This is a genomic window from Pantoea sp. XY16 (assembly GCF_025153065.1).
GTDB lineage: Bacteria > Pseudomonadota > Gammaproteobacteria > Enterobacterales > Enterobacteriaceae > Pantoea > Pantoea alfalfae.
The window spans coordinates 141,914-161,087 of sequence record NZ_JANZNP010000014.1; the positions used below are offsets into that span (position 1 = coordinate 141,914).

Genomic DNA, 19,174 nt, shown 5'->3' on the forward strand with positions numbered 1-19,174 from the left:
ACTCTTATGAGAAAGAGGCGAGGTGAAAGCGCCGGGGCGTTTTGCAAATCAAATCGAACGGCTCTTTGCAGAATGATTTTGCGTTTAGCTTTTTTGATAAAGAACACATCAGTTTCAACGGGTTCTGAACATGCCGTGGCTGATTAACAGTGCCTCATGCTGATACGATAAAACGCTGTCAGGTAGCCCTGGAGGGGTTATGTCATACATAGTTTTGCGATACCCGTGCCCGCACAGAGGCGCTGAAAAGCGATCCCATTGCCATTGTTAAAGCAGGGAAGGGTTATCCGGTCGCAATACTCCACCAAAATCAGCCTGCATTTTATTGCGTCCCGGCAGAGCTTTACGAACTGATACCTGATGCCCTTGACGATAATGAACTGGTTAAACTGGTCCACGAACGCAGCAACCCGCCTCTGCTTGATGTCGTTCTGGATCAGCTTTTGTGAGTTATATCTTCGATACTCAATCGCATCAGTAAGATACGGCTGGTTCGTGTTTTGCAATGGTTCGGGCTTGTAACTGCTATTCAATACCGACAAATCCACTGTTTTAGCCGTCCGATCAAGGTCATAGGCAACCTGAATTCGAAGCTACATCTCAGGTGTACTGCCGATAACAGCAGCCAGTTTGATAGCCATCTCAGGCGTTGCAGCGGTGATACCAGAAACCATTCCTGATGCTGTAGAGGGTGCAATAGCCAAAGCACGAGCCAACTCCCTGATTCCATTGTCGAGATCTTCCATGATGTCGGAAATAACTTCACCTGCGTGTGGGGGATTAGGCATTGTCTTTAGCGATAGTCCTCATAATTTAGAATCCAGGCGTCACCGTTTTTAAACTAAAAGTAATGCGCCCGTTTCCCGTAACAATTATGTATTATTTAACATAATTAGTATTATGCGCTCTGTTTTCAGGCTTGAATTACATCTGGCTTTGCTAATCTACCTTCAACCCTATCGCTGCCTCCACACCTTGAGCAATCTTCCTCAATGTCCTACCTTCAATCAGCGCCCAAACGCCTCACAATCACACTCGTCCGATCTACCGGAGGCCCAATGAGCAACATTAGCAACCCCAAACCCTATAGCGGCACCCTGTTTTTCGATGTGAATGAAACCCTTTTGTCCACTACCGAACTGAACCATGCTGTCGCGCAGCGGCTTGGCAACAGGCCGGAGCGCGCCGAGGCCTGGTTTACCTCACTGTTGCATCATTCACTGGTCGAGTCAGTGACCGGCAGCTGGCACAGCTTTGGTGATATTGCCGAAGCAGTACTGAAGATGACCGCTGCGCGTTACGGCGTCACTCTGCCAGCTGACGCGACGCCGCTGGCTGACATTATCGCCGCCATGCCCGCCCATCCTGACGTTGCCGCAGGACTGACGGCCCTGAAGCAGCAGAGTTTTACGCTGGTTGCGCTGACCAACTCCTCTGCCGCGCTGGCTGAAAAACAACTCAGCTCAGCCGGACTGGGACCGCTGTTCACTCGCATTCTCAGCGTGGAGGAGGTTCAGATTTATAAGCCCGACCTGAGAGTTTATCAGTGGGCAATGGAGGAGATGGGCAAACCCGTGTCTGAGTGCATGATGGTGGCGGCGCATGGCTGGGATGTGGGCGGCGCAAAACGGGCAGGCATGAAAACTGCCTTTGTCAGCCGTCACGGACAGGTACCTTATCCGCTGGCACCTGCACCTGATTTGATCGTCAGCGATATCCAGGCGCTGGCCGCACAGCTTAAACTGCCCGGCTAAGCATAGTGCTCAGTGATTCCCGGTAAAACCCAGGCAGTCAGTCTGCCTGGGTCTCAAACGCCGCTCTGACCGCTTCCACGATGCGCCCGGACAGCGTCGTATCGTCCAGCACCGGAAACGCTTTTTTAAGCTTGCCAGAGATCTGCCAGCCATTTTCCTTCAGCGAACGAATAATGCGACTCGCGTCCTGATCGGGCATTTCAACGACGTCCTTCAGACGCTGCTGTGCACGCTGAAATATCACCAATACGCGCGCTTCATCAGCCATCTCTTTTCTGACGGTATGCTCTATAACTTTGCAGGTATAAAGCACATGCTCGGTTAAGTCGGGATAGCGCCAGGCGAACCGGGCATCCTCATACTCGCTGAAACTGAAGTTGCTCAGCGTGTCATCTTCATAGGTTTTCAGTTCGCCAAACCGATAGCAGCCCGCATAGCGCCGCATCAGCCGTTTCGAGAACACGTCCAGCGTGCGATCGTAGCCGACCCGAAAATCCATCGAACTGGTGATGGTGGCTGAGACCGGCAGGATGACCCCATCCGGTATCGCTCCGTCACGAATCAGCGTGTCATTGATTAAAAATCGGTGGATGCGGCCATTGCCATCACGCATCGGGTGGATATAGACGAAGCCAAACGCAATAACCGCGGCACGGGCCAGTGGCGCGGCACCCCGCGTCGCCAGGTCAAAGGCTTTCAGGCCCTGCATGAAGCGAGGAACATCATCATAGTGCGGCGCAATATAATGGACGATATCCTCACGCATTGTCGACTGCCCGACAAACACGGGTGAGCGGCGCAGGCCCAGTCCCAGTGCGTCCTGGCCAAGAATGCCCTGCTGTATGGTATGCAGGCTGCTATCACTGAGCGAATCGTCAAGCTGTCCGCAATACTGCGCAATAACGTGAGCAAACCGCTGAATGCGGTCGCCCTGATCCGACTCTTTCTCAATGAGAAAACTGGCGCGCGACTCTTTAAATGTCAGCCAGCTGGCAGTGCGCATCAGAATGTCTGCGCCAAAGGCGTTATCCAGATCGTTTAAGGCATCATTGAGATCGAACGTAAGCGCCTGCTCAACGGCCGCGGTCCTGCGTACCAGCGGGCAGAAATCCACCGATCCTGGCAGGTTATCATTGATGCGCCAGCGTCTGACGCGCTTTACTGTCGTTCGGGTCAGATAGGCTTTGGATGAAATGGCCTCAATATAACCTCCATTGGTGACATCCGGTACCTGCAGCGTGTTGCCGGTCAGCCATTCATAGAGAAAGCCAGCCCGTCGCGCATACTGTCCGAACGGCTCCTGACGGCACCACGCCTCCAGCGGTTCCGGGCCGACAGCGGTAAACAGGCGGGCAAAAAACTCCAGGTGAATCTCTTCGTACTTGAGACCAAAGGCAAAGTGACCGGCAAAATCATCTTCCGGTTGATAGCCAAGTGGATAATGATTTTCAACCTGGCCCTGGCTGTCATGATGAGAGCGTACCGTTCCAATAGCTGACTTAACGCGTAATGGCTGCGCCAGTTGGATAGCATAACGTTCGCGCAGTGCGCTAAAGCCGACCAGCATAGTGAATCCTTTATCCGTTGCCCGAAAACGATAACAAAAAGGATTTTTAACACTAAAACGCTAATATGCCTATCATGGCGACATTAATTTTTGCCCGAAAACGATAATAACAATGATTTATGATGCGGAAACGCTAACTTATCTGTTCAGGGCTTAACCACAATGCACAGCAGTCCGATAACAATAATCGCTACGCCCGCCAGGCTATGCCAGCTGAACGCCTCATGGAATACCGGCACGCAGACCGCCACCAGCCAGACCAGCACGTAACTCAGGCTGAGCAGCGGATAGACCCGATTCAGCGGAAAATAGTGCAGCGCGCGAATCCAGCAAAGCATCGAGACACCATACGCGCCCAGCCCGGCCAGCAGCAGCAAGGCGGGCAGTATGGCAACAGCAGGCAGAGACACAATGCTGCTGGCATCGGGCAGCCGCGGCATCGCCCAGCGCATCATCAGCTGTGCCGCTGAGACCAGCAGCACGCTGCAGGCGACCCATCCATACCCTTTCATAGCTGACTCGCCATCAGCGCCACACCCGTCACCACCAGCAGCGTGCCGGCAATCTGGCGCAGCGTTAACCGTTCGCGCCAGAGGATGCGTCCGGCCAGCGCAACGAAAATGAAGTTCAGGCTCAGCATGGGATAGGCCTGACTCACCGGCACCCGCTGCAGTACCAGCAGCCAGAGGAGCATCGCAACGCCTAACAGCAGCACGCTCATGCCAATCCAGCTTAAGCGAATTCGGCGCGAAGTCGCGTGGGTCGCCTGTTTCTGGCACAGCTGCGCGCTGCAGCTGAGCAGACTCACCAGCACAATCAGCAGCAGCATTACTTCATCTGACCGTAATAGAGGCAGACCAGCCTGCCCTGACGATAGACCGCATCGGGCACCGGCACATCCTCAACGATATCGCTGTGCACCGAGTCGACCAGCAACATCAGCGACACGCTTCCGATACGGCGATGGTCAGCAAGCCAGCCGCCAAAGTCATCCTGAGAGACAAAGCGGGACTGCGCATCCGGGTAGCTCAGCCCATATTCCAGCTCGCCTTTAGTGTCATAGAAACCGATATCGCTGCGTTGCAAATGCCAGGCTGCCGCAGAGGCTACGCCAGGATTGTCCGCCAGGATAAAGCGGCTGGAGGCCAGACGCGCGCTAATCGTGGCAACAAAGTGCTGCGGCTGTTTAGCATCGCGGATTTTATCCGGGATCGCAGCGCCAATAAGCAGTGCGACCCCCAGCGGGCAAAGTGCGGCCGCCAGCCAGCGGCGTTGTGAAGATCGACAACTGTATGCGCCCACCAGCCCCCAGATGAGAAATGCCATCGCGCCCAGTACCAGCTTCAGCATCTCATGCGTAGCGAACAGCGGATGATGCGTCACGCTCCAGGGCGCGAGCACCAGCAGGACCGTTGCCAGAGTAAGGATGCCGAAAATCAGGTTAAGCCAGCCATTGACCGTTAAAGCGCGCCCTGCACGCTGGGCGGCGTTCAGCCCATAGTGCGCCATCAGCAGCGACAGCGGCACAAAACAGGGCAGTATATAAGTCGGCAGCTTGCCTTTAGCCAGGCTGAAAAAAAGCAGCGGCATGACCGTCCAGCTCAGCAGATAGAGCGCGCCCGGATGGTGCTGACGTTCGCGCCAGCCGGTCATTAATGCACCCGGTAACAGCGCCAGCCACGGCAGCGTGCCCAGCAGCAGAACCGGCAGGTAATACCAGAACGGCGCCTTGTGTTGTGCATTGTCCTCAGCAAAGCGCTGAATATGCTCAACCCAGAAGAAGTAGTGCCAGAAATCCGGTGCCTGATGATAGATCGCCAGCGCCCAGGGTGCGCTGATCGCCGCGGCTGAGAGCAGCGCCAGCGGACCGAAGCAGAGCAGTTCGCGCAGTCGCTGCCGCCAGATCGTCCAAGGCAGAATCGCCAGCACAGGCACTGCCAGCGCCAGAAAGCCTTTGGTCATAAATCCCATGCCGCAGGCGAGACCCAGTAGCAGATAGCCGCCCGCGCGCCCGGCGCGTCCGCTGGCCTCCGTCGCCAGCCAGAAGCTGCACATCCCGGCCGCCAGCCAGAGCATCAGCATGGGATCGAGCACTGCATAGGTGCCGACGCCATAGACCAGCAGCGAACTGAGGAAAATCAGGCTACTGACAGCGGCGGTGCGCGCCGAACCAAATATCCCCCTGCCGAGCCAGAAGATCAGCGCGGCAGTAATCGCCGTTGAGAATATCGCTCCTGCCCGCACGCCAAAGTTGTTATGACCGAACAGCCACTGACCCAGCGAATTGACCCAGTAGCCAGCAATCGGTTTTTCAAAATAACGCAGGCCGAAGAAGTGCGGCGTGACCCAGTTACCCGTGGCCAGCATCTCCCGACTGATCTCCGCATAACGGGTTTCATCCGGTTGCCAGAGGTCGCGGAACATCGGTGGGATCAGGTAATAGAGAACAAAAAAGCCGAAAAAAAGTAGCCACTTCGTGTTGTTATGTATCCGCACTAGTTCGCCTCTTCAGTCAGTTTCTGGCAGCCCAGCCACCCTTCCCGTCCGGGAATTTCGCCTCTGACGACCCTGCCCACCGGTAACGTGCTGAGATCATCGGGCAGCAGCTCGCCTAACGGACAGAACTGAATACCGTTACGTTCTGCAGCATCCAGCAGCTGGTCAAAGTCCGGGTAGCCGATGATCCCCTCGACTTCGGCATGTATGGTGTAAACCGCGCCCTCATCAGACGCGAGCATCTTCGCCAGAATGTAGTCGTTATAGCCTGCTGCGCTGACCTCGCGGCCAACCACTTCATCCCATGTGGGCAGCGTCACCGGAATCTGTACCGTGCCGATCTGCCCATCCGGCAGCAGAGGCCGGAACGGGCCGCTGCCCCGACAGTCGCTGTTGTAGTGAAAGCCAAAGTCCTGTTTGGCAGCGATGACCCGGCCATCAGCGCGCCAGCCTGCAACGGCCGAGCAGCTGACCGGGTGACCGAGGATTTCACTCAGCGTTTCGGTGCCGCGCGCTATCTGCTCAACCAGCTTGTCCTGCGGCCAGACGCCGGCCCAGGTCTGCCAGGCAAAGTGGTCCCAGGCATGCAGGCCGACCTCATGCTGACGGGTGGCGTCCTGCATGATTTGCCGCAGGCCGCGTCCCATCTGCTTTCCCGGCCAGGCCGTGCCGGCGAGCAGAATGTCCCAGCCATAGAGCGATGCAGCACGGGAACGCAGCATCTTCATGAGAAACGCCGGTTTCACCAGCCGCCAGAGATGACGGCCCATGTTGTCTGGTCCCACGCTGAAGAAAAAGCTGCCCCGCACCGCATGACGCCGGAACAGCTCAAGCAGCGCCGGCACACCCTGCTTCGTGCCGCGCCAGGTATCTACGTCAATCCGCAGACCAATCTTCTTCATCACTTATCAACCTGTTGCTCGACGGTGCGCAGGAAGAAGTCGAGGGTGTTGTCGATAGTGACATCCATCGTGACGGTCGGTGTCCAGCCGAGCAGGCGACGCGCATTACGGATAGCCGGTTTACGGTGCTCCACATCCTGATAGCCTTTGCCGTAGTAGCTGCTGCTCTCCACTTCCCGGAAACCGGCAAACGGCGGAAACTGGCTGCGCAGCGGATGACGCTCGAAACTTTCCAGCAGTTGCTCGGCCAGCTCTTTGATGCTGGCTTCGTTGTCCGGGTTACCGATATTGATGATCTGACCATCACAATTCTGCTGCCTGTTTTCGATGATGCGGAACAGTGCTTCCACGCCATCCTGAATATCGGTAAAGCAGCGCTTCTGTTTGCCGCCATCGATCAGCTTAATCGGCGAGCCTTCTACCAGATTGAGGATGAGCTGGGTAATTGCGCGTGAACTGCCGATGCGTGCCGCATTGAGGTTATCCAGACGCGGTCCCATCCAGTTGAAGGGACGGAACAGGGTAAAACGCAGCCCCTCTTTTTCACCATATGCCCAGATCACGCGGTCCAGCAGCTGTTTAGATACGGAGTAGATCCAGCGCTGTTTGTTGATCGGCCCGACCACCAGATTTGAGCAATCCTCATCGAAGCTGGCATCGGTACACATGCCGTAGACCTCAGAGGTGGACGGGAAAATGATGCGCTTCTGATACTTCACACAGTCGCGAATGATTTTCAGGTTCTCTTCGAAATCGAGTTCAAACACGCGCAGTGGGTTACGGGTGTACTCAATCGGCGTCGCGATCGCCACCAGTGGCAGGATGACGTCACATTTTTTGATGTGATACTCGATCCATTCGGAGTGAATAGCGATATCGCCCTCAACGAAATGAAAACGCGGATGTTCTAGGAAACGGCTGATAGCGTCTGAACTGATATCCAGGCCGTAGACTTCAAAATGTTCATCCTGTAACAAACGCTCGGTGAGATGGTTACCGATAAAGCCGTTAACACCGAGGATCAGCACGCGGGTACGGCGTTGCAGCGCCGACTGCGGCTGTGAATAGAGCAGCGCACCTGGCACCATGCCCAGGCTCTGCGCCAGCTGGCTGCCGTTCATATAGACGCCATGCTCAGACTGTCCGGTCTGGATTTCCAGTGCGCCTTCGCCACAGGCGATCAGGAATGGCTGTTTAGAGATGACAGTGCCCGGTTTTGCCTGCTTCTGCTGCGGATGAACCCTGCTCTTCCAGACGATAAATTTAACCGAACCGGCAAAGGCGAATGCCCCAGGCCAGGGATCGGTGACCGCTCTGACCAGGTTGTGAATTGTCTCAGCAGGCTGATTCCAGTCAATGCGGCCATCTTCGGCCGTGCGACCGCCCACGCGGGTTGCCTGGCTCTCATCCTGTGGCCACTCACAGACTTCACCCTGACGCAGGCGAGGCAAGACGTCGCTTAGCAACTGCTCTGCGGCCTGGGTCAGCTTGCGATGCAGCACCAGCGCGTTGTCCTGAGCGTCAATGGCCACTTTCTGCTGCGCCAGAATATTACCGGCATCTGCGCGCTTCACCATGCGATGCAGCGTGACGCCCGTTTCGCGCTCGCCATTGACCAGCGCCCAGTTCAGCGGTGCCCGGCCACGGTATTTTGGCAGCAGGGAGCCATGCAGGTTAAAGGCTCCCTTCTGAGCGCATTGCAGGATCTCATCGCTCAGCAGATGGCGATAGTAGAAGGAGAAGATCATCTCTGGTGCCATGGTACGGATGCGGTCAAGCCAGATCGGATGATTCGCCTCATCCGGCGCATAGACCGGAATGCCGTGTTCTGCCGCCAGGCGGGCTACCGAGCCGAAAAAGTTATTTTCGGTCGCCACGTCGTTGTGCGTAAAAATGGCGGTGATCTCATAGCCTGCATTCAGCAGGGCATTGATGCCGACACAGCCCATGTCGTGATAGGCGAAAACAACGGTCTTCATGATTGAGTATCCTGTACTGAAGGCTCTTCAGGAGCCTGAACAATGCGTTGAACGAAATAGCGCGGACGCGCGCGAACGTCGTTATAAATGCGCCCGATGTACTCCCCGAGCAGTCCCATACCCACAAACTGGGCGCCGATAAACATGAACAGCACGGCAAACAACACGAAGACACCGTCACCCGCCCAGGCCGCACCAAAAAAGAGTCGCAGTACGATGAGCACCAGCGAGAAGGCAAAGCCGGAGAGCGCAATCAGGCTGCCGACCACGCTGAGCAGTCGCAGCGGCGTGGTGGTCAGGCAGGTCACCAGGTCGTACATCAGATTGATCAGCCGCATAAAGCTGTATTTCGAATCGCCAAAAGCCCGTTCGGCATGGATCACCGGCAGCTCGATGGTGTGACGGGCAAAGGTGTTGGCCAGAATCGGAATAAAGGTGCTGCGTTCGTGGCAGTTGAGCATCGCTTCGACGATATGGCGGCGATAGGCGCGCAGCATGCAGCCGTAGTCTCCCATCGCTTTGCCGGTAACCCGCTGAATCAGGCGGTTAAGCGTGCGCGAGGCCTTGCGACGGAACCAGGTGTCCTGGCGCTGTTGCCGGACGGTGCCCACCACGTCATACCCCTGACGCGCAGCCTCGACCAGCCGCGGGATCTCTTCCGGCGGGTTCTGCAGATCGGCATCAAGGGTAACAATCAGATCGCCACGGACCTGGCTGAATCCGGCCATGATGGCGGAGTGCTGCCCGTAGTTGCGGTTGAGCAGCACGCCGGTTATCCGGCTGCCGGGAACGGTGGCGGCCTGTTCAATCAGTTCGGCAGAGCGGTCACTGCTGCCGTCATCCACCAGCAGAATTTCATATTCAAGGTTGAGGGCGTCGCAGGCGGCGCAAGTGCGCTGCAGCAGCTCAGGCAAACTCTCCTGCTCGTTATAGACCGGGATCACCACGGACAGCACATTGATCGGTTTGATATCGCGCATCTCAGGCCTCGGCAATGTCATGTAAAGCCTTAATCACGCGTTCTGCATCCTGATCCGTCATGGACGGAAACAGGGGAAGTGAACACATCTGCTGGCTGTTACGTTCACTGGCGGGCAGACGCAGATCGGGATAGCGCTCGCGGTAATATTTGTGGGTATGTGCTGCACGGAAATGCAGGCCGCTGCCGATATCTCGCGTCTTCAGCGCCTGCATAAAGGCATCACGGGACAGCCCGCAGCGTTGTTCATCAATGCGGATAATAAACAGGTGCCATGCATGCTGATGTGGCCACTCTGGCCGTGAAAGCGGTGTAAAAGGTAGCGAACGCAGCGCCTCAAGATAGCGTTCGGCAATCTCACGGCGGCGTGCAATAAAGCCCGGCAGTTTCTGTAACTGCACCAGCGCAATCGCTGCGCTGATATCGGGCAGATTGTATTTGAAGCCCGGCATCATCACTTCTGCCTGCGGCAGACGCCCCTGGGTCTGGCGATCAAACGCATCCACGGCAAGGCCATGAAACTTCAGACTGCGGATACGATCGGCGAGAGCAGCGTCATCGGTCACCACCAGACCGCCCTCCGCGCAGGTAATATTTTTGATGGCGTGAAACGAGAAAATTACCGTGCCGCGATGCCCGACCGGTCTGTCTTGATAAGTCGTGCCCACCGCGTGAGCCGCATCTTCAATAATGGCAATGCCATGCTGCTCAGCCAGCTGATAGATCGGTGCGATATCGGCAGGCGCACCGGCGTAATGCACCGGAATAATGGCGCGGGTGCGTGGCGTAATGGCCTGAGCTATCTCTTCCGGCGTCACCATCAGGTTATCCGGGTCGACATCAATCATGACTGGCGTGGCACCCAGCAGCGTAATCAGGTTAAGGGTTGAAACCCAGGTCATGGACGGCGTGATCACCTCATCGCCAGGCCCGATGCCCATCGCCATCAGCGTGACATGCATCCCGGCAGTGGCAGAGCTGACTGCAATGGCGTGCGGGTTGCCGGTCAGCTGAACAAAGGCCTGCTCCAGTTCGGCGCATTGCGCCCCGGTTGTTATCCATCCGGAGTCGAATACCGCTTTAACAGCAGCCAGCTCCTCATTGCCGAATGAAGGGCGGGAAAATGGCAAAAAATCCATGCTAAAACTCCTGCAAATCAAACCCATAAACTGTCGCGCGTTGTTAATCGGATACAACGCCGGAAAGAACTGAAATAGTGATTTATCAACACCCGGCAGGCAGATAAGACATAACAGGTTTCCCGTTATGGAATTAAGGTTACCGGACTGCTAATACAAGCTAACGTATGAAAGTTAACTGAACATTAAATAAAGAGGTTTAATTACAATAAAAACAACGAGGATTGAGTTAATGGATTTCTGAAAAGTTCACTATCATTTCAATAATACCGCCCCGGAACTCAACTCTTTTTGAGTTATTGATATTGTGTTTAAAAAACAGGAAGCCCAGCCTGTTATCAGCTCCGATGAAGCTCGCCTGACATAAATTTCCTTTAACGAGAAAACCTTAAGCCACTGATTACGATAAGCTAATTTCATATCGCAAATTGCCCCCTTAAGGGTGTCAAATACCTCCACTCAGGATTTCAGTAAAACGAAAGATTAATAAAGTCGACTTAATGTATTCTTAATATTTCCTGGGGTTGATGTTCTGCCCGCGGAATAATCATTACATTTTGGTGAATTTAAGGTGGCAGTCAGTTAATATCTTTAAGATTATCTGTGCCTCTGTGGTAAAAGCAGTGCTAATAAAAGCGAATAAGATCGCGGTTTCAGGCGTTAACGTTTGGTCTGTCTAAAAGAGAAAAAGTGATGATACGTGCCGCCTGTTTATGCACTCTGTTTGCCCTGATCAGCCCGGTGATCTGTGCCGCGCCGGTAACCTATGCCATTACCTCCGATAAAACGTCGATTGGCCTTTCGTGGCGTGCCTTTGGACATGACTTTTCGCAGGCCAGACTGCAGGGCGTGACCGGCACGGTTACGCTTAATCCGGATCAGGATCGTGACGATCGTATTGAAGTGAATATTCCGGTGGGAACGCTGGTGGCCTCGAACAGCCTGTTAACCTGGCAACTGAAAAGTGATCTGTTTTTTGACGCAGAGCGTTACCCGCAGATTTATTTCGTCAGCAGTCGCGTGGCTGCGTTGGGTGACGGTAATTACCGGATTTTTGGCACGCTGACGGTTAAAGCTGTCAGCCGGCCTGTCGTGATGCTGGCCTCGCTGGACAGTGGGAACACCCTCGATCCTGCCTCACGCTTGCTGGCGCTGCATGCCTCCACCGCCATCTCCCGCTCCGCCTTCGGTATGGACCGGCTGGTCGGGGTGGTGGACGACCGGGTAAATATTGCGCTAAAGATTGCAGCGCAGGTCAGAGAGCCGCGCTGACCGTCACCGCTGCGCGTGCTGCCGGATTACGTGAGCGCTGCCTGTAATGTTTCAGCGGTGGACGCCAGCTGCGCTGAGGGGTTGCGGCCAATCAGCACATATTGATAACCGTCGCGCGTCCACCAGGCCAGCTGCATGCCGTGGCGCTGTTCGCGGGCAATCGGGTTCGTGTTGTGCGGTGCGGGCGAGATACAAAGCGCCATCGGGCCATAATCTGCGTGCAGCCAGGCGATCTGCGCAATTGACGTCCGTTCGTAGCGCAGGATACGCACCATTTTCAGTTCAGCCCCCGCTACGTGCAGTTGCTGGGGGTGCAGCTGCAATCCTAAATCGAGTCGGGTGCGGTCCAGCCCCTTTTTCAGCGAAAGAGCATCACCGGGCATGTCGGCAAGCGTTTCAGCACTGTAGAGCGACATATAACGTGCTTCAAGATCGCGGATGGCCTGGCTTTCATCCTGCTCATCATCTGACGGTCTTGCCAGGAAACCGATACTGCTGCCCACCAGCAAAAAGCTGACAGACGCGGCAATCAGTGCCCGACGGCTGTATCCTTTGGCTGGCGGGGACTCGGGTGCGGTGATGGCCGCCAGCTGCTGTGCCATTCTGGCCTGTGGAGCCTGTTCCAGCAGCGGTGCAAAAGCCTGTTCAAAATCGAGACTGCTTTGCCGGAAATTCGCGGCCCTTGCGGCCAGTTCGGGATCTTCAGCCATCGCCTGCTCAAACTCTGCAGCTTCCTGTGGCATCATCTCACCATCCAGCCAGGCAACAATCGCCTCATCGCGCCACGGTGGCGTAAAAGTTTCCCTGTTCATTTCCGATTCTCCTGCGGTACGGGTGAGGCCGCTGTCTGCCTGGCCAGCGTGGCACGCGCTGCGGCCAGACGGCTCATAATGGTGCCAATCGGAACAGCCAGCGTTTCTGCCGCTTCCTGATAGGTCAGTCCTTCGACATAAACCAGAAACAGCGCATTACGCTGCGCTTCGGGCAAGGCGTTAACCTGTTGCATGATGCGCTGGTAGTGCCGGTTGTCGTCGCTGAAAGCATGGTTATCCACGGCCAGCAGTGCATCGGGATCAACGAATCCCTGGCCCTGTCTCACCTTTCGCGCCCGTAAGTCGCTGATCCAGATAGAGTGGAGGATCGAGAAAAGCCATCGGTCAATGCGTGTGCCCGGCGTGAACTGTGCGCTGCGCTCCAGCGCGCGCACGCAGGTCGACTGTACCAGCTCTTCTGCCATGTCACGGTTGTGCGACAGCACATAGCCGTAACGCCAGAGTCGCGTCAGGTGTTCTGCAAGGTGCTGACGGATGTCGCTGTGAGTGATTTTTCGATCCTCCGTGCCGAGTCACACCTCGGGATGGCCATTAATTGCGGCCTGCAGATCGCGGTACTCCTCGCAATCGGTGCCACAAATCCCGGCAATGGTTTTTAACTGTTCGCGCGCCAGGTCGGGTCGCCCTTTGATCATCCAGGCTTCACCAAGATATTCACGCACTTTAGCGTAACGGGGATCGAGCGCAATGGCGCGCTGATAATAGCCAATGCCCTCATCTGTGCGGCCCAGCTTGCGGGTAGCATAACCACGATAATTCCAGGCTTCGCGGGTATCCGGGTTTTTCAGCGTATCCAGCAGGTTCAGCGCTGACTGATATTCACCTTTTTTCGCCAGATGATAGGCGTAGCGCGTTTTGTCTTCGTCACTCAGCCTGCTGGTCTTCTCCGGTACACAGCTTTTGGTCTGACTGTCATAGACCTGACCTTTGGGGCAGTCAGGCGTCTTTTTCTCACTGTCATTGTCACCCATCGCCATACTTAGCGGCGAGTGCAGCAACAGTAACAGGGCCGGAACGGCAAGCAGAGGAATACCAGAACGTGTTGTCATCATTTTCCTTATCGGGTCAGGGAGGCAGTTGATGAAACCTGCCAGAGGCACTCCGCCAGCGCGGCGCTATACGGTAAACAGCTCAGCACCGGTTTCTATTCGATAAAAATAAACTTATTTTCTGGCCGCCAGCCATGCCTGATCAGATCAGCTCGTTTTCCACCTGACAGAAGTGTCTTTCCGCCAGAGAGATCACCGCAGCTTCCGCAATCGCCTGTGCCCTGAGACCATCCTCCAGGCCAGGCAGATCGCCAACCTGCTCCCCGTTCAGCGATCGGATAAATGCATCAAGATGAGCATAATAGGTTGGCTGCACCCGGCTGAACCAATCGGGCAGCAGACCTGGCTGCTGAATCTGCGCGCCCTGATAACAGCTGACGCCGCGCTGCGGCTGAGAGGCCGATTCCAGCATGCCGTCTGACCCCATTACACTGATACGCTCGTCATAGCCATAGCCGGTACGGCGGGTATTATCGAGCTGTGCCAGCGCCCCGTTCTGCAGCCGCAACAGCAATATGCTGGTGTCCACATCACCAAATTCACTGATAGAAGGCAAAGCCAGTGCTGCTCCCATCGCTGCGACTTCTGTTACCTCCTCTTCTGTCAGCCAGCGCAGCAGGTCAAAGAAATGGATAGCCTGATCGCGCATCTGTCCCCCTGACGCCTGAAGATAGGCCAGCGGTGGCATAGCCGAGGAGCGGCAGACCATCTGAATCAGTTCCACCGGGCCAATCCGCCCCTGACGGAGTTGCTGCTTCAGCTGCTGATGGCTGACATCGAAACGGCGATTAAACCCCACCGTGACCGGCACGTTGTAAGGGAGAACGTTAGTCACGGCCTTACGGGCACGCTCAAGAGAAAGATCGACCGGCTTTTCACAGTAGATAGCTTTACCGGCGCGCGCAGCGGCTTCCAGCAAATCCGCATGTGTCGGCGTCGCGCTGGCGATAAGCACTATGTCAATTTGCGGATCGTTTATCGCGTCTGTGACAGACGCGACCCGGGCACCATAGCGGGTCGCAAAGTCGGCAGCGCGGGCGGGTTCCGCATCCGCCACCCACACCAGCTCTACCCCGGGATGCGCCTGAAGATTCGCGGCATGAACTTCACCAATAAAGCCACACCCCAGAAGGGCAACACGTTGCTTTTTATTCATTATTTGAACTCCATCATAGTCCGGCAGAAAGCTGCATCAGCAGAATAGCGCTGCGTTTTACACTCACAGCATGATGTTTTGAGGTGTTTACCTCAGAGGAGAGCGGCATGTCGCTGAAAGAGGTCGCCCTGCGGGCAGGTGTAGGGCTGGCAACCGTGGATCGGGTGCTTAATGAACGGGGTGGCGTTGCACCGGAAACGGTTCACAGGGTGCTGCAGGCGGCACGGGAAGTCGGACTCAGGCGAATTTTACCTGAGGAGCATCGTCATCCGTGGCAGATAGAACTGTTGCTCAGCAGCAACGATTCGTTTTTCTTTAAGCAACTGGCGCAGGATTTTACGGAGGTCGCATCCCATCTGGGCTATCGCCGGTTGACGCTGCATCGCACTTTTGTCCCGGAGGCGCAGCCTGAACGACTGGCAAAGCTTATCAGGCAAGGCAGTGAATTGCGGGATGGATTAATCGTTTTTGCCCATGAACATCCGGCGATTTATGAGGCGCTGGAAGATTGCCGGGTGCGTGGTGTACCGGTGATCTCGCTGGTCACCGATTTGCCCGGTGCCGCCCGGCTCTGTCATGTCGGGATCAACCAGTTGCAGGCAGGACGCACCGCCGCTCAGCTTATGGGTAAAATGCTGCATCAGCCCGGTGAGGTATTGATGGTCAGTGGTCACAGGGACTACAGCGCGCATCGTCAGCGCATTGAAGGATTTTGCACGCTGATGACTGAACGCTATCCCCATCTTCAGCTATGTGAAGTTCTGGCGGCTCAGGAAAATAGGGACACCCTCAGTAAGTTGCTGGAGAAGCAGTTGGTTCAGAGCAGAAATCTGCAGGGAATTTATAATACCGGCCTGGGGAACACTGAAATAGGCCAGACGCTGGCACGTCATCGTCGGCTGAATCAGTGCGTCTGGATCACCCATGAGCTTTACGCCACGACACGCACGCTGATGGCGCAGCAGAGCGTTGCGCTGACGCTGGATCAGAATACCCGGCAGCATGCTCAGCTTGCGGTACAGCTTATGCTGAATTATCTGGAGCAGAAAGTGAAACCCGATGAGTATGCCAGTGGAAAAGTAGACTTTATGATTTATACAGCCGAGAACGCGATATGAAGTAACCATCACGTCATACTCTCCACCGAGGACTGCATTTTCGTTATAAATGCCAGACGTTGAATCTGTTTAGGCTATTGATAATGGCACAGTGGGCAAACCACTTTTCACCTCCTGCAGCCTCACCTTTACGCTGTACTTCTGTATCGCAATCGCTTCAGAACGGTAAATGACGCCGACATACAGTTTTTAAACCTACTTATCATCTAAATATTAAAATATAAATCTATATACGCTCAATTTTCTATTTTAATATTTCACTCCATTTCAGAGTTGCTATCATCGCCTCGAATCCGACAGGCCATCACCGCATGCAGTGAAAAACTTACCAGATTAACCATTCTGGACCCGGGTCGTTGAACAGAAAGAGTAATTCAGGAGCAGGTATGCTGAGGCGCATCGCTGATAAAGCACGTTTTGTGTAAGATTTGATAAATATCAAGCCTGCCTGGATTTTTATTGGTAGTTACCCGTTACGCTTTCACTTTATGACGGTGCGATGCTAAATTCTCATCCGTTTAAGGCAGGTGAATGCCCAGCGCTTTGAATATAATCGGACTGAGCAGAAGATTATCCTGAATTTTATCTTCACCGGTAACGGTGCCTGACGGATTAATGAGAGTGTGATTTGGAACAGTGTTTATCTCCGGTACGCACCACCACAGAAAGAGTGCTGCACGCAGTTATTTTCGAAGTCGTTGCTAATGTCCTGGTTTTCATCATTCTGATTATTTTTGCCTCGGCAGCACCTTCGCAGTCGGCACTGTTGACTATAGTTTCATCAACGCTGGCGATGGGATGGAACTATCTGTTCAACCTGATGTTTGACAGCGTTCAGCTGCGAACCGGATTTAAAAAAGACTGGCGAATAAGATGTCTCCATGCCGTTTTATTTGAGGCAGGTCTGTTATTCGTATTGATACCTTTTGCAGCATGGTGGCTGGATATTACGCTATTCGCAGCGCTGAAACTGGAATGTGGGTTAGTGCTGTTTTTTCTGGTTTATGCTTATCTTTTCAATCTGATATGGGATTACGGCAGGGCTGCACTTAAAAAATAACTTTAGAAACAACAAATTAAAAATACATTAAGATAAAAGCTGATTTTTAATCTTCCGTTTAGCCAGGCCAGTGAAGCGTCAGAGGCGACGCGGCGCATCTGAACGTATCCAGTGCGTAAGGACACACGTATATCTGTTGTCAGGTTTTTATCTTCCTGGCAGCATCGATAGCACAGCGAGTCAGCTTAGATAAAGTTAAGACCGCGCATAAGCTCATTTTTACAGGTTAACTTCAGCAAAAAATTATGAACAAAGTCTACTATCTGAATAAGTTAAGAAACTGCCCGTCAACCGATATCCTGGATATCGTGACAAGCTATATGCGGAAAAAACTTCCTTCTGACGATCTCTCTTCTTTTGAGGGCGCATACGATCATCGTAAAGCTGAACTAATAATGAATGAGACTTACAACGAAGTGCCTGCGGAAGTCTGGCGATTAGTTTGCTGACGCTGAAATAAGGAGAAAATATCAACATTAATACATTATCCTCTGAAGATTTACTGCTCTGCATATTATCCTTTTTCGTCTTACGGCTACGTCCGCAGGCTGATATTTTCCAGCAGGAATAATGTATCGATAAGTCAGAGCATCACCCCTTCATGAAGTGATGCTCTGATATTATTCCGACACGGATATCAGAAGTGATATGACAGGCCGATTAAACCACTGTAATCCGTTTTAAATTCACCACCAAAACTGCTCTCTACTTTCGCATTTAGTGAAAGGCCGGGCGCGATAATGCCTTCCAGCCCTACACTGCCACGATAACGGTTATCTGACCAGGCGCTGTATTGCCGGTTTGACTGACGATCGGAGAGCGCGGTTGTGGAGCCATTTTTACCAGGTGAATACTGATAGGCCAGACTGGCGCTGACGTTAATATTCGGCATTAATGCGCCCAGACCGCGTTTCTGCACCATGAACCCGCTGCTGGTGAAGTAAGGTGTGGATGAACTTAACGAAACTGACGCATCCTCCCCTTTCAGGGTATAGCCGGACATGACACCTGCGGTCACACCAACAAACGGTGAGATAAACAGAGTATCGTCAGCGAGCGCAAACTGATAGCCAGTGCGCAGGCTGCCTGCCAGCATATGGCTGTCCTTTTTCATGCCATTTATATTTAAAGCAGGATCCAGCGTTATCTCCTGATTCAGATACATATAACGACTGGCCGCATCAAAGAACCATCCGGCATCAGCCTGCCAGGAATAAAATGCACCGACAGTAGCTAGTCGATGTTTTTCATGACCTTCCCCTTTTACCTCACCCTGCGTATAACTGGCGCTAATACCGGCTGTTTGCTTGTCGCTGCGGCTATCCCAGCCCACGTTCAGTGTTTGCTGGTTGACGTCGAGTCCAAGAAAATGCCCTTTTTTCTGCTCTATTGTTGCCCATGATCCGCTGCTTTCTGGCGAAGCGCGCAGACTGTCAGTGCGGTTATGCAACTGGCTGACCGCTTCACTGAAAATGTACTGCCGCGAGGCGATTAAGGCACGCGTGCGCTGGATCAGTGGCAGGTTGTCGTAAACAGAGAACCAGTCATCCGGATTGAACGCCGGTTTTTTGGCTTCCTCTTCTGCTTTCGCGGCTTCCTCTTTCGCTTTTTCTTCAGCTTCGGCTTTCGCTTGTGCCTCGGCCTCTGCTTTGGATTTGGCGTCTTCCTCTGCTTTCTCCACAGCAGCTTGCTCAGCAGTGGCATTATCCGCTGACGAAGCGTCTGGAACAGGCGCTGGCTCAGGGGTAACTTCCGGCGCTGGTGTCGGTTCCGGCTCAGGGGTAACTTCCGGCGCTGGCGTCGGTTCCGGCTCAGGGGTAACTTCCGGCGCTGGTGTCGGTACCGGCTCAGGCGTGACTTCCGGCGCTGG

Annotated in this window: 20 protein-coding genes; 6 read left to right on the forward strand and 14 right to left on the reverse strand. The window is 54.4% G+C overall.

All coding sequences use genetic code 11. From position 1 onward, the window contains the following. Positions 1-242: 242 nt before the first annotated feature. Positions 243-449, forward strand: a complete 207-nt coding sequence (locus N1689_RS18840; RefSeq protein ID WP_260059785.1) for an antitoxin — start codon at positions 243-245, stop codon at positions 447-449. A 144-nt stretch (positions 450-593) separates the two neighbouring features. On the opposite strand, the gene N1689_RS18845 is transcribed toward N1689_RS18840, so the two are convergent. Beyond that, the gene (locus N1689_RS18845; protein ID WP_309568533.1) at positions 594-788 is read right to left on the reverse strand and encodes a HigA family addiction module antitoxin; all 195 of its coding nucleotides are present in this window, start codon (positions 786-788) and stop codon (positions 594-596) included. Positions 789-1,058: 270 nt separating this feature from the next. On the opposite strand from N1689_RS18845, the gene N1689_RS18850 reads away from it, so the two are divergent. Continuing rightward, positions 1,059-1,754 carry a haloacid dehalogenase type II gene (locus N1689_RS18850; protein ID WP_260059775.1) on the forward strand — a complete coding sequence of 232 codons (696 nt, stop codon included), beginning with the start codon at positions 1,059-1,061 and terminating at the stop codon, positions 1,752-1,754. Between the two features lie 37 nt (positions 1,755-1,791). Here N1689_RS18850 and N1689_RS18855 read toward each other — a convergent pair whose 3' ends face one another. From N1689_RS18855 to arnB, 8 genes are all read right to left on the reverse strand, one after another. Then, a complete protein-coding gene (locus tag N1689_RS18855; protein WP_260059776.1) occupies positions 1,792-3,321 on the reverse strand; it encodes a Fic family protein in 1,530 nt (509 codons plus the stop codon). 146 nt (positions 3,322-3,467) lie between these two features. Continuing rightward, positions 3,468-3,833 (reverse strand): 4-amino-4-deoxy-L-arabinose-phosphoundecaprenol flippase subunit ArnF, encoded by a 366-nt coding sequence (arnF, locus tag N1689_RS18860; RefSeq protein WP_161736624.1) that lies wholly within the window; start codon positions 3,831-3,833, stop codon positions 3,468-3,470. Further along, positions 3,830-4,150: a 4-amino-4-deoxy-L-arabinose-phosphoundecaprenol flippase subunit ArnE gene (gene arnE, locus N1689_RS18865; protein WP_222925711.1), complete on the reverse strand. Its 321-nt coding sequence runs from the start codon at positions 4,148-4,150 to the stop codon at positions 3,830-3,832. Before arnE ends, arnF begins: the two co-directional genes overlap by 4 nt. Continuing rightward, on the reverse strand, positions 4,150-5,817 hold the full coding sequence (gene arnT, locus N1689_RS18870) for a lipid IV(A) 4-amino-4-deoxy-L-arabinosyltransferase (RefSeq protein ID WP_260059777.1): 1,668 nt from the start codon (positions 5,815-5,817) through the stop codon (positions 4,150-4,152). The genes arnE and arnT overlap by 1 nt, the downstream gene beginning before the upstream one ends. Further along, the gene (arnD, locus tag N1689_RS18875) at positions 5,817-6,719 is read right to left on the reverse strand and encodes a 4-deoxy-4-formamido-L-arabinose-phosphoundecaprenol deformylase (protein WP_161736621.1); all 903 of its coding nucleotides are present in this window, start codon (positions 6,717-6,719) and stop codon (positions 5,817-5,819) included. The genes arnT and arnD overlap by 1 nt, the downstream gene beginning before the upstream one ends. Further along, complete coding sequence (gene arnA, locus N1689_RS18880; protein ID WP_260059778.1) at positions 6,719-8,698, reverse strand: bifunctional UDP-4-amino-4-deoxy-L-arabinose formyltransferase/UDP-glucuronic acid oxidase ArnA; 1,980 nt, start codon at positions 8,696-8,698, stop codon at positions 6,719-6,721. Before arnA ends, arnD begins: the two co-directional genes overlap by 1 nt. Beyond that, entirely contained in the window at positions 8,695-9,678 is a 984-nt protein-coding gene (arnC, locus tag N1689_RS18885; RefSeq protein ID WP_253418440.1) for an undecaprenyl-phosphate 4-deoxy-4-formamido-L-arabinose transferase, read from the reverse strand. Before arnC ends, arnA begins: the two co-directional genes overlap by 4 nt. A 1-nt stretch (position 9,679) precedes the next feature. Beyond that, the gene (arnB, locus tag N1689_RS18890) at positions 9,680-10,816 is read right to left on the reverse strand and encodes a UDP-4-amino-4-deoxy-L-arabinose aminotransferase (protein ID WP_260059779.1); all 1,137 of its coding nucleotides are present in this window, start codon (positions 10,814-10,816) and stop codon (positions 9,680-9,682) included. A gap of 693 nt (positions 10,817-11,509) precedes the next feature. Between arnB and N1689_RS18895 the strand changes: the two genes are divergently transcribed. Next, entirely contained in the window at positions 11,510-12,088 is a 579-nt protein-coding gene (locus N1689_RS18895) for a YceI family protein (RefSeq protein ID WP_260059786.1), read from the forward strand. Positions 12,089-12,114: 26 nt separating this feature from the next. Here the strand turns inward: N1689_RS18895 and N1689_RS18900 are convergent, their stop codons facing one another. The 4 genes from N1689_RS18900 to N1689_RS18915 all read right to left on the reverse strand — a co-directional run bounded on the left by N1689_RS18900 (position 12,115) and on the right by N1689_RS18915 (position 15,126). Further along, complete coding sequence (locus tag N1689_RS18900; protein ID WP_161736617.1) at positions 12,115-12,900, reverse strand: anti-sigma factor; 786 nt, start codon at positions 12,898-12,900, stop codon at positions 12,115-12,117. Continuing rightward, complete coding sequence (locus tag N1689_RS18905) at positions 12,897-13,373, reverse strand: sigma-70 family RNA polymerase sigma factor (RefSeq protein WP_202605095.1); 477 nt, start codon at positions 13,371-13,373, stop codon at positions 12,897-12,899. Before N1689_RS18905 ends, N1689_RS18900 begins: the two co-directional genes overlap by 4 nt. A 60-nt stretch (positions 13,374-13,433) precedes the next feature. After that, on the reverse strand, positions 13,434-13,970 hold the full coding sequence (locus tag N1689_RS18910; protein WP_161736616.1) for a tetratricopeptide repeat protein: 537 nt from the start codon (positions 13,968-13,970) through the stop codon (positions 13,434-13,436). Between the two features lie 142 nt (positions 13,971-14,112). After that, complete coding sequence (locus N1689_RS18915; protein ID WP_260059780.1) at positions 14,113-15,126, reverse strand: Gfo/Idh/MocA family oxidoreductase; 1,014 nt, start codon at positions 15,124-15,126, stop codon at positions 14,113-14,115. Positions 15,127-15,233: 107 nt separating this feature from the next. Between N1689_RS18915 and N1689_RS18920 the strand changes: the two genes are divergently transcribed. From N1689_RS18920 to N1689_RS18930, 3 genes are all read left to right on the forward strand, one after another. Further along, positions 15,234-16,244 carry a LacI family DNA-binding transcriptional regulator gene (locus N1689_RS18920; RefSeq protein ID WP_161736614.1) on the forward strand — a complete coding sequence of 337 codons (1,011 nt, stop codon included), beginning with the start codon at positions 15,234-15,236 and terminating at the stop codon, positions 16,242-16,244. A 628-nt stretch (positions 16,245-16,872) separates the two neighbouring features. Next, a complete protein-coding gene (locus N1689_RS18925; protein ID WP_222925648.1) occupies positions 16,873-17,304 on the forward strand; it encodes a PACE efflux transporter in 432 nt (143 codons plus the stop codon). Between the two features lie 245 nt (positions 17,305-17,549). Further along, positions 17,550-17,753 (forward strand): Hha/YmoA family nucleoid-associated regulatory protein, encoded by a 204-nt coding sequence (locus tag N1689_RS18930; protein ID WP_150015823.1) that lies wholly within the window; start codon positions 17,550-17,552, stop codon positions 17,751-17,753. Between the two features lie 188 nt (positions 17,754-17,941). On the opposite strand, the gene N1689_RS18935 is transcribed toward N1689_RS18930, so the two are convergent. Further along, a partial coding sequence (locus N1689_RS18935; protein WP_260059781.1) for an autotransporter outer membrane beta-barrel domain-containing protein occupies positions 17,942-19,174 on the reverse strand: 1,233 nt, incomplete at its 5' end.

What these genes read in the sequence shown, in the direction of transcription:
- arnF (WP_161736624.1), bottom strand. Translation starts at nt 3,833, where the DNA reads ATGAAAGGGTATGGATGGGTCGCCTGCAGCGTGCTGCTGGTCTCAGCG.
- N1689_RS18895 (WP_260059786.1), top strand. Translation starts at nt 11,510, where the DNA reads ATGATACGTGCCGCCTGTTTATGCACTCTGTTTGCCCTGATCAGCCCG.
- N1689_RS18920 (WP_161736614.1), top strand. Translation starts at nt 15,234, where the DNA reads ATGTCGCTGAAAGAGGTCGCCCTGCGGGCAGGTGTAGGGCTGGCAACC.
- N1689_RS18900 (WP_161736617.1), bottom strand. Translation starts at nt 12,900, where the DNA reads ATGAACAGGGAAACTTTTACGCCACCGTGGCGCGATGAGGCGATTGTT.
- N1689_RS18850 (WP_260059775.1), top strand. Translation starts at nt 1,059, where the DNA reads ATGAGCAACATTAGCAACCCCAAACCCTATAGCGGCACCCTGTTTTTC.
- arnE (WP_222925711.1), bottom strand. Translation starts at nt 4,150, where the DNA reads ATGCTGCTGCTGATTGTGCTGGTGAGTCTGCTCAGCTGCAGCGCGCAG.
- arnC (WP_253418440.1), bottom strand. Translation starts at nt 9,678, where the DNA reads ATGCGCGATATCAAACCGATCAATGTGCTGTCCGTGGTGATCCCGGTC.
- arnD (WP_161736621.1), bottom strand. Translation starts at nt 6,719, where the DNA reads ATGAAGAAGATTGGTCTGCGGATTGACGTAGATACCTGGCGCGGCACG.
- N1689_RS18930 (WP_150015823.1), top strand. Translation starts at nt 17,550, where the DNA reads ATGAACAAAGTCTACTATCTGAATAAGTTAAGAAACTGCCCGTCAACC.
- N1689_RS18855 (WP_260059776.1), bottom strand. Translation starts at nt 3,321, where the DNA reads ATGCTGGTCGGCTTTAGCGCACTGCGCGAACGTTATGCTATCCAACTG.
- arnB (WP_260059779.1), bottom strand. Translation starts at nt 10,816, where the DNA reads ATGGATTTTTTGCCATTTTCCCGCCCTTCATTCGGCAATGAGGAGCTG.
- N1689_RS18845 (WP_309568533.1), bottom strand. Translation starts at nt 788, where the DNA reads ATGCCTAATCCCCCACACGCAGGTGAAGTTATTTCCGACATCATGGAA.
- arnA (WP_260059778.1), bottom strand. Translation starts at nt 8,698, where the DNA reads ATGAAGACCGTTGTTTTCGCCTATCACGACATGGGCTGTGTCGGCATC.
- N1689_RS18910 (WP_161736616.1), bottom strand. Translation starts at nt 13,970, where the DNA reads ATGACAACACGTTCTGGTATTCCTCTGCTTGCCGTTCCGGCCCTGTTA.
- N1689_RS18915 (WP_260059780.1), bottom strand. Translation starts at nt 15,126, where the DNA reads ATGAATAAAAAGCAACGTGTTGCCCTTCTGGGGTGTGGCTTTATTGGT.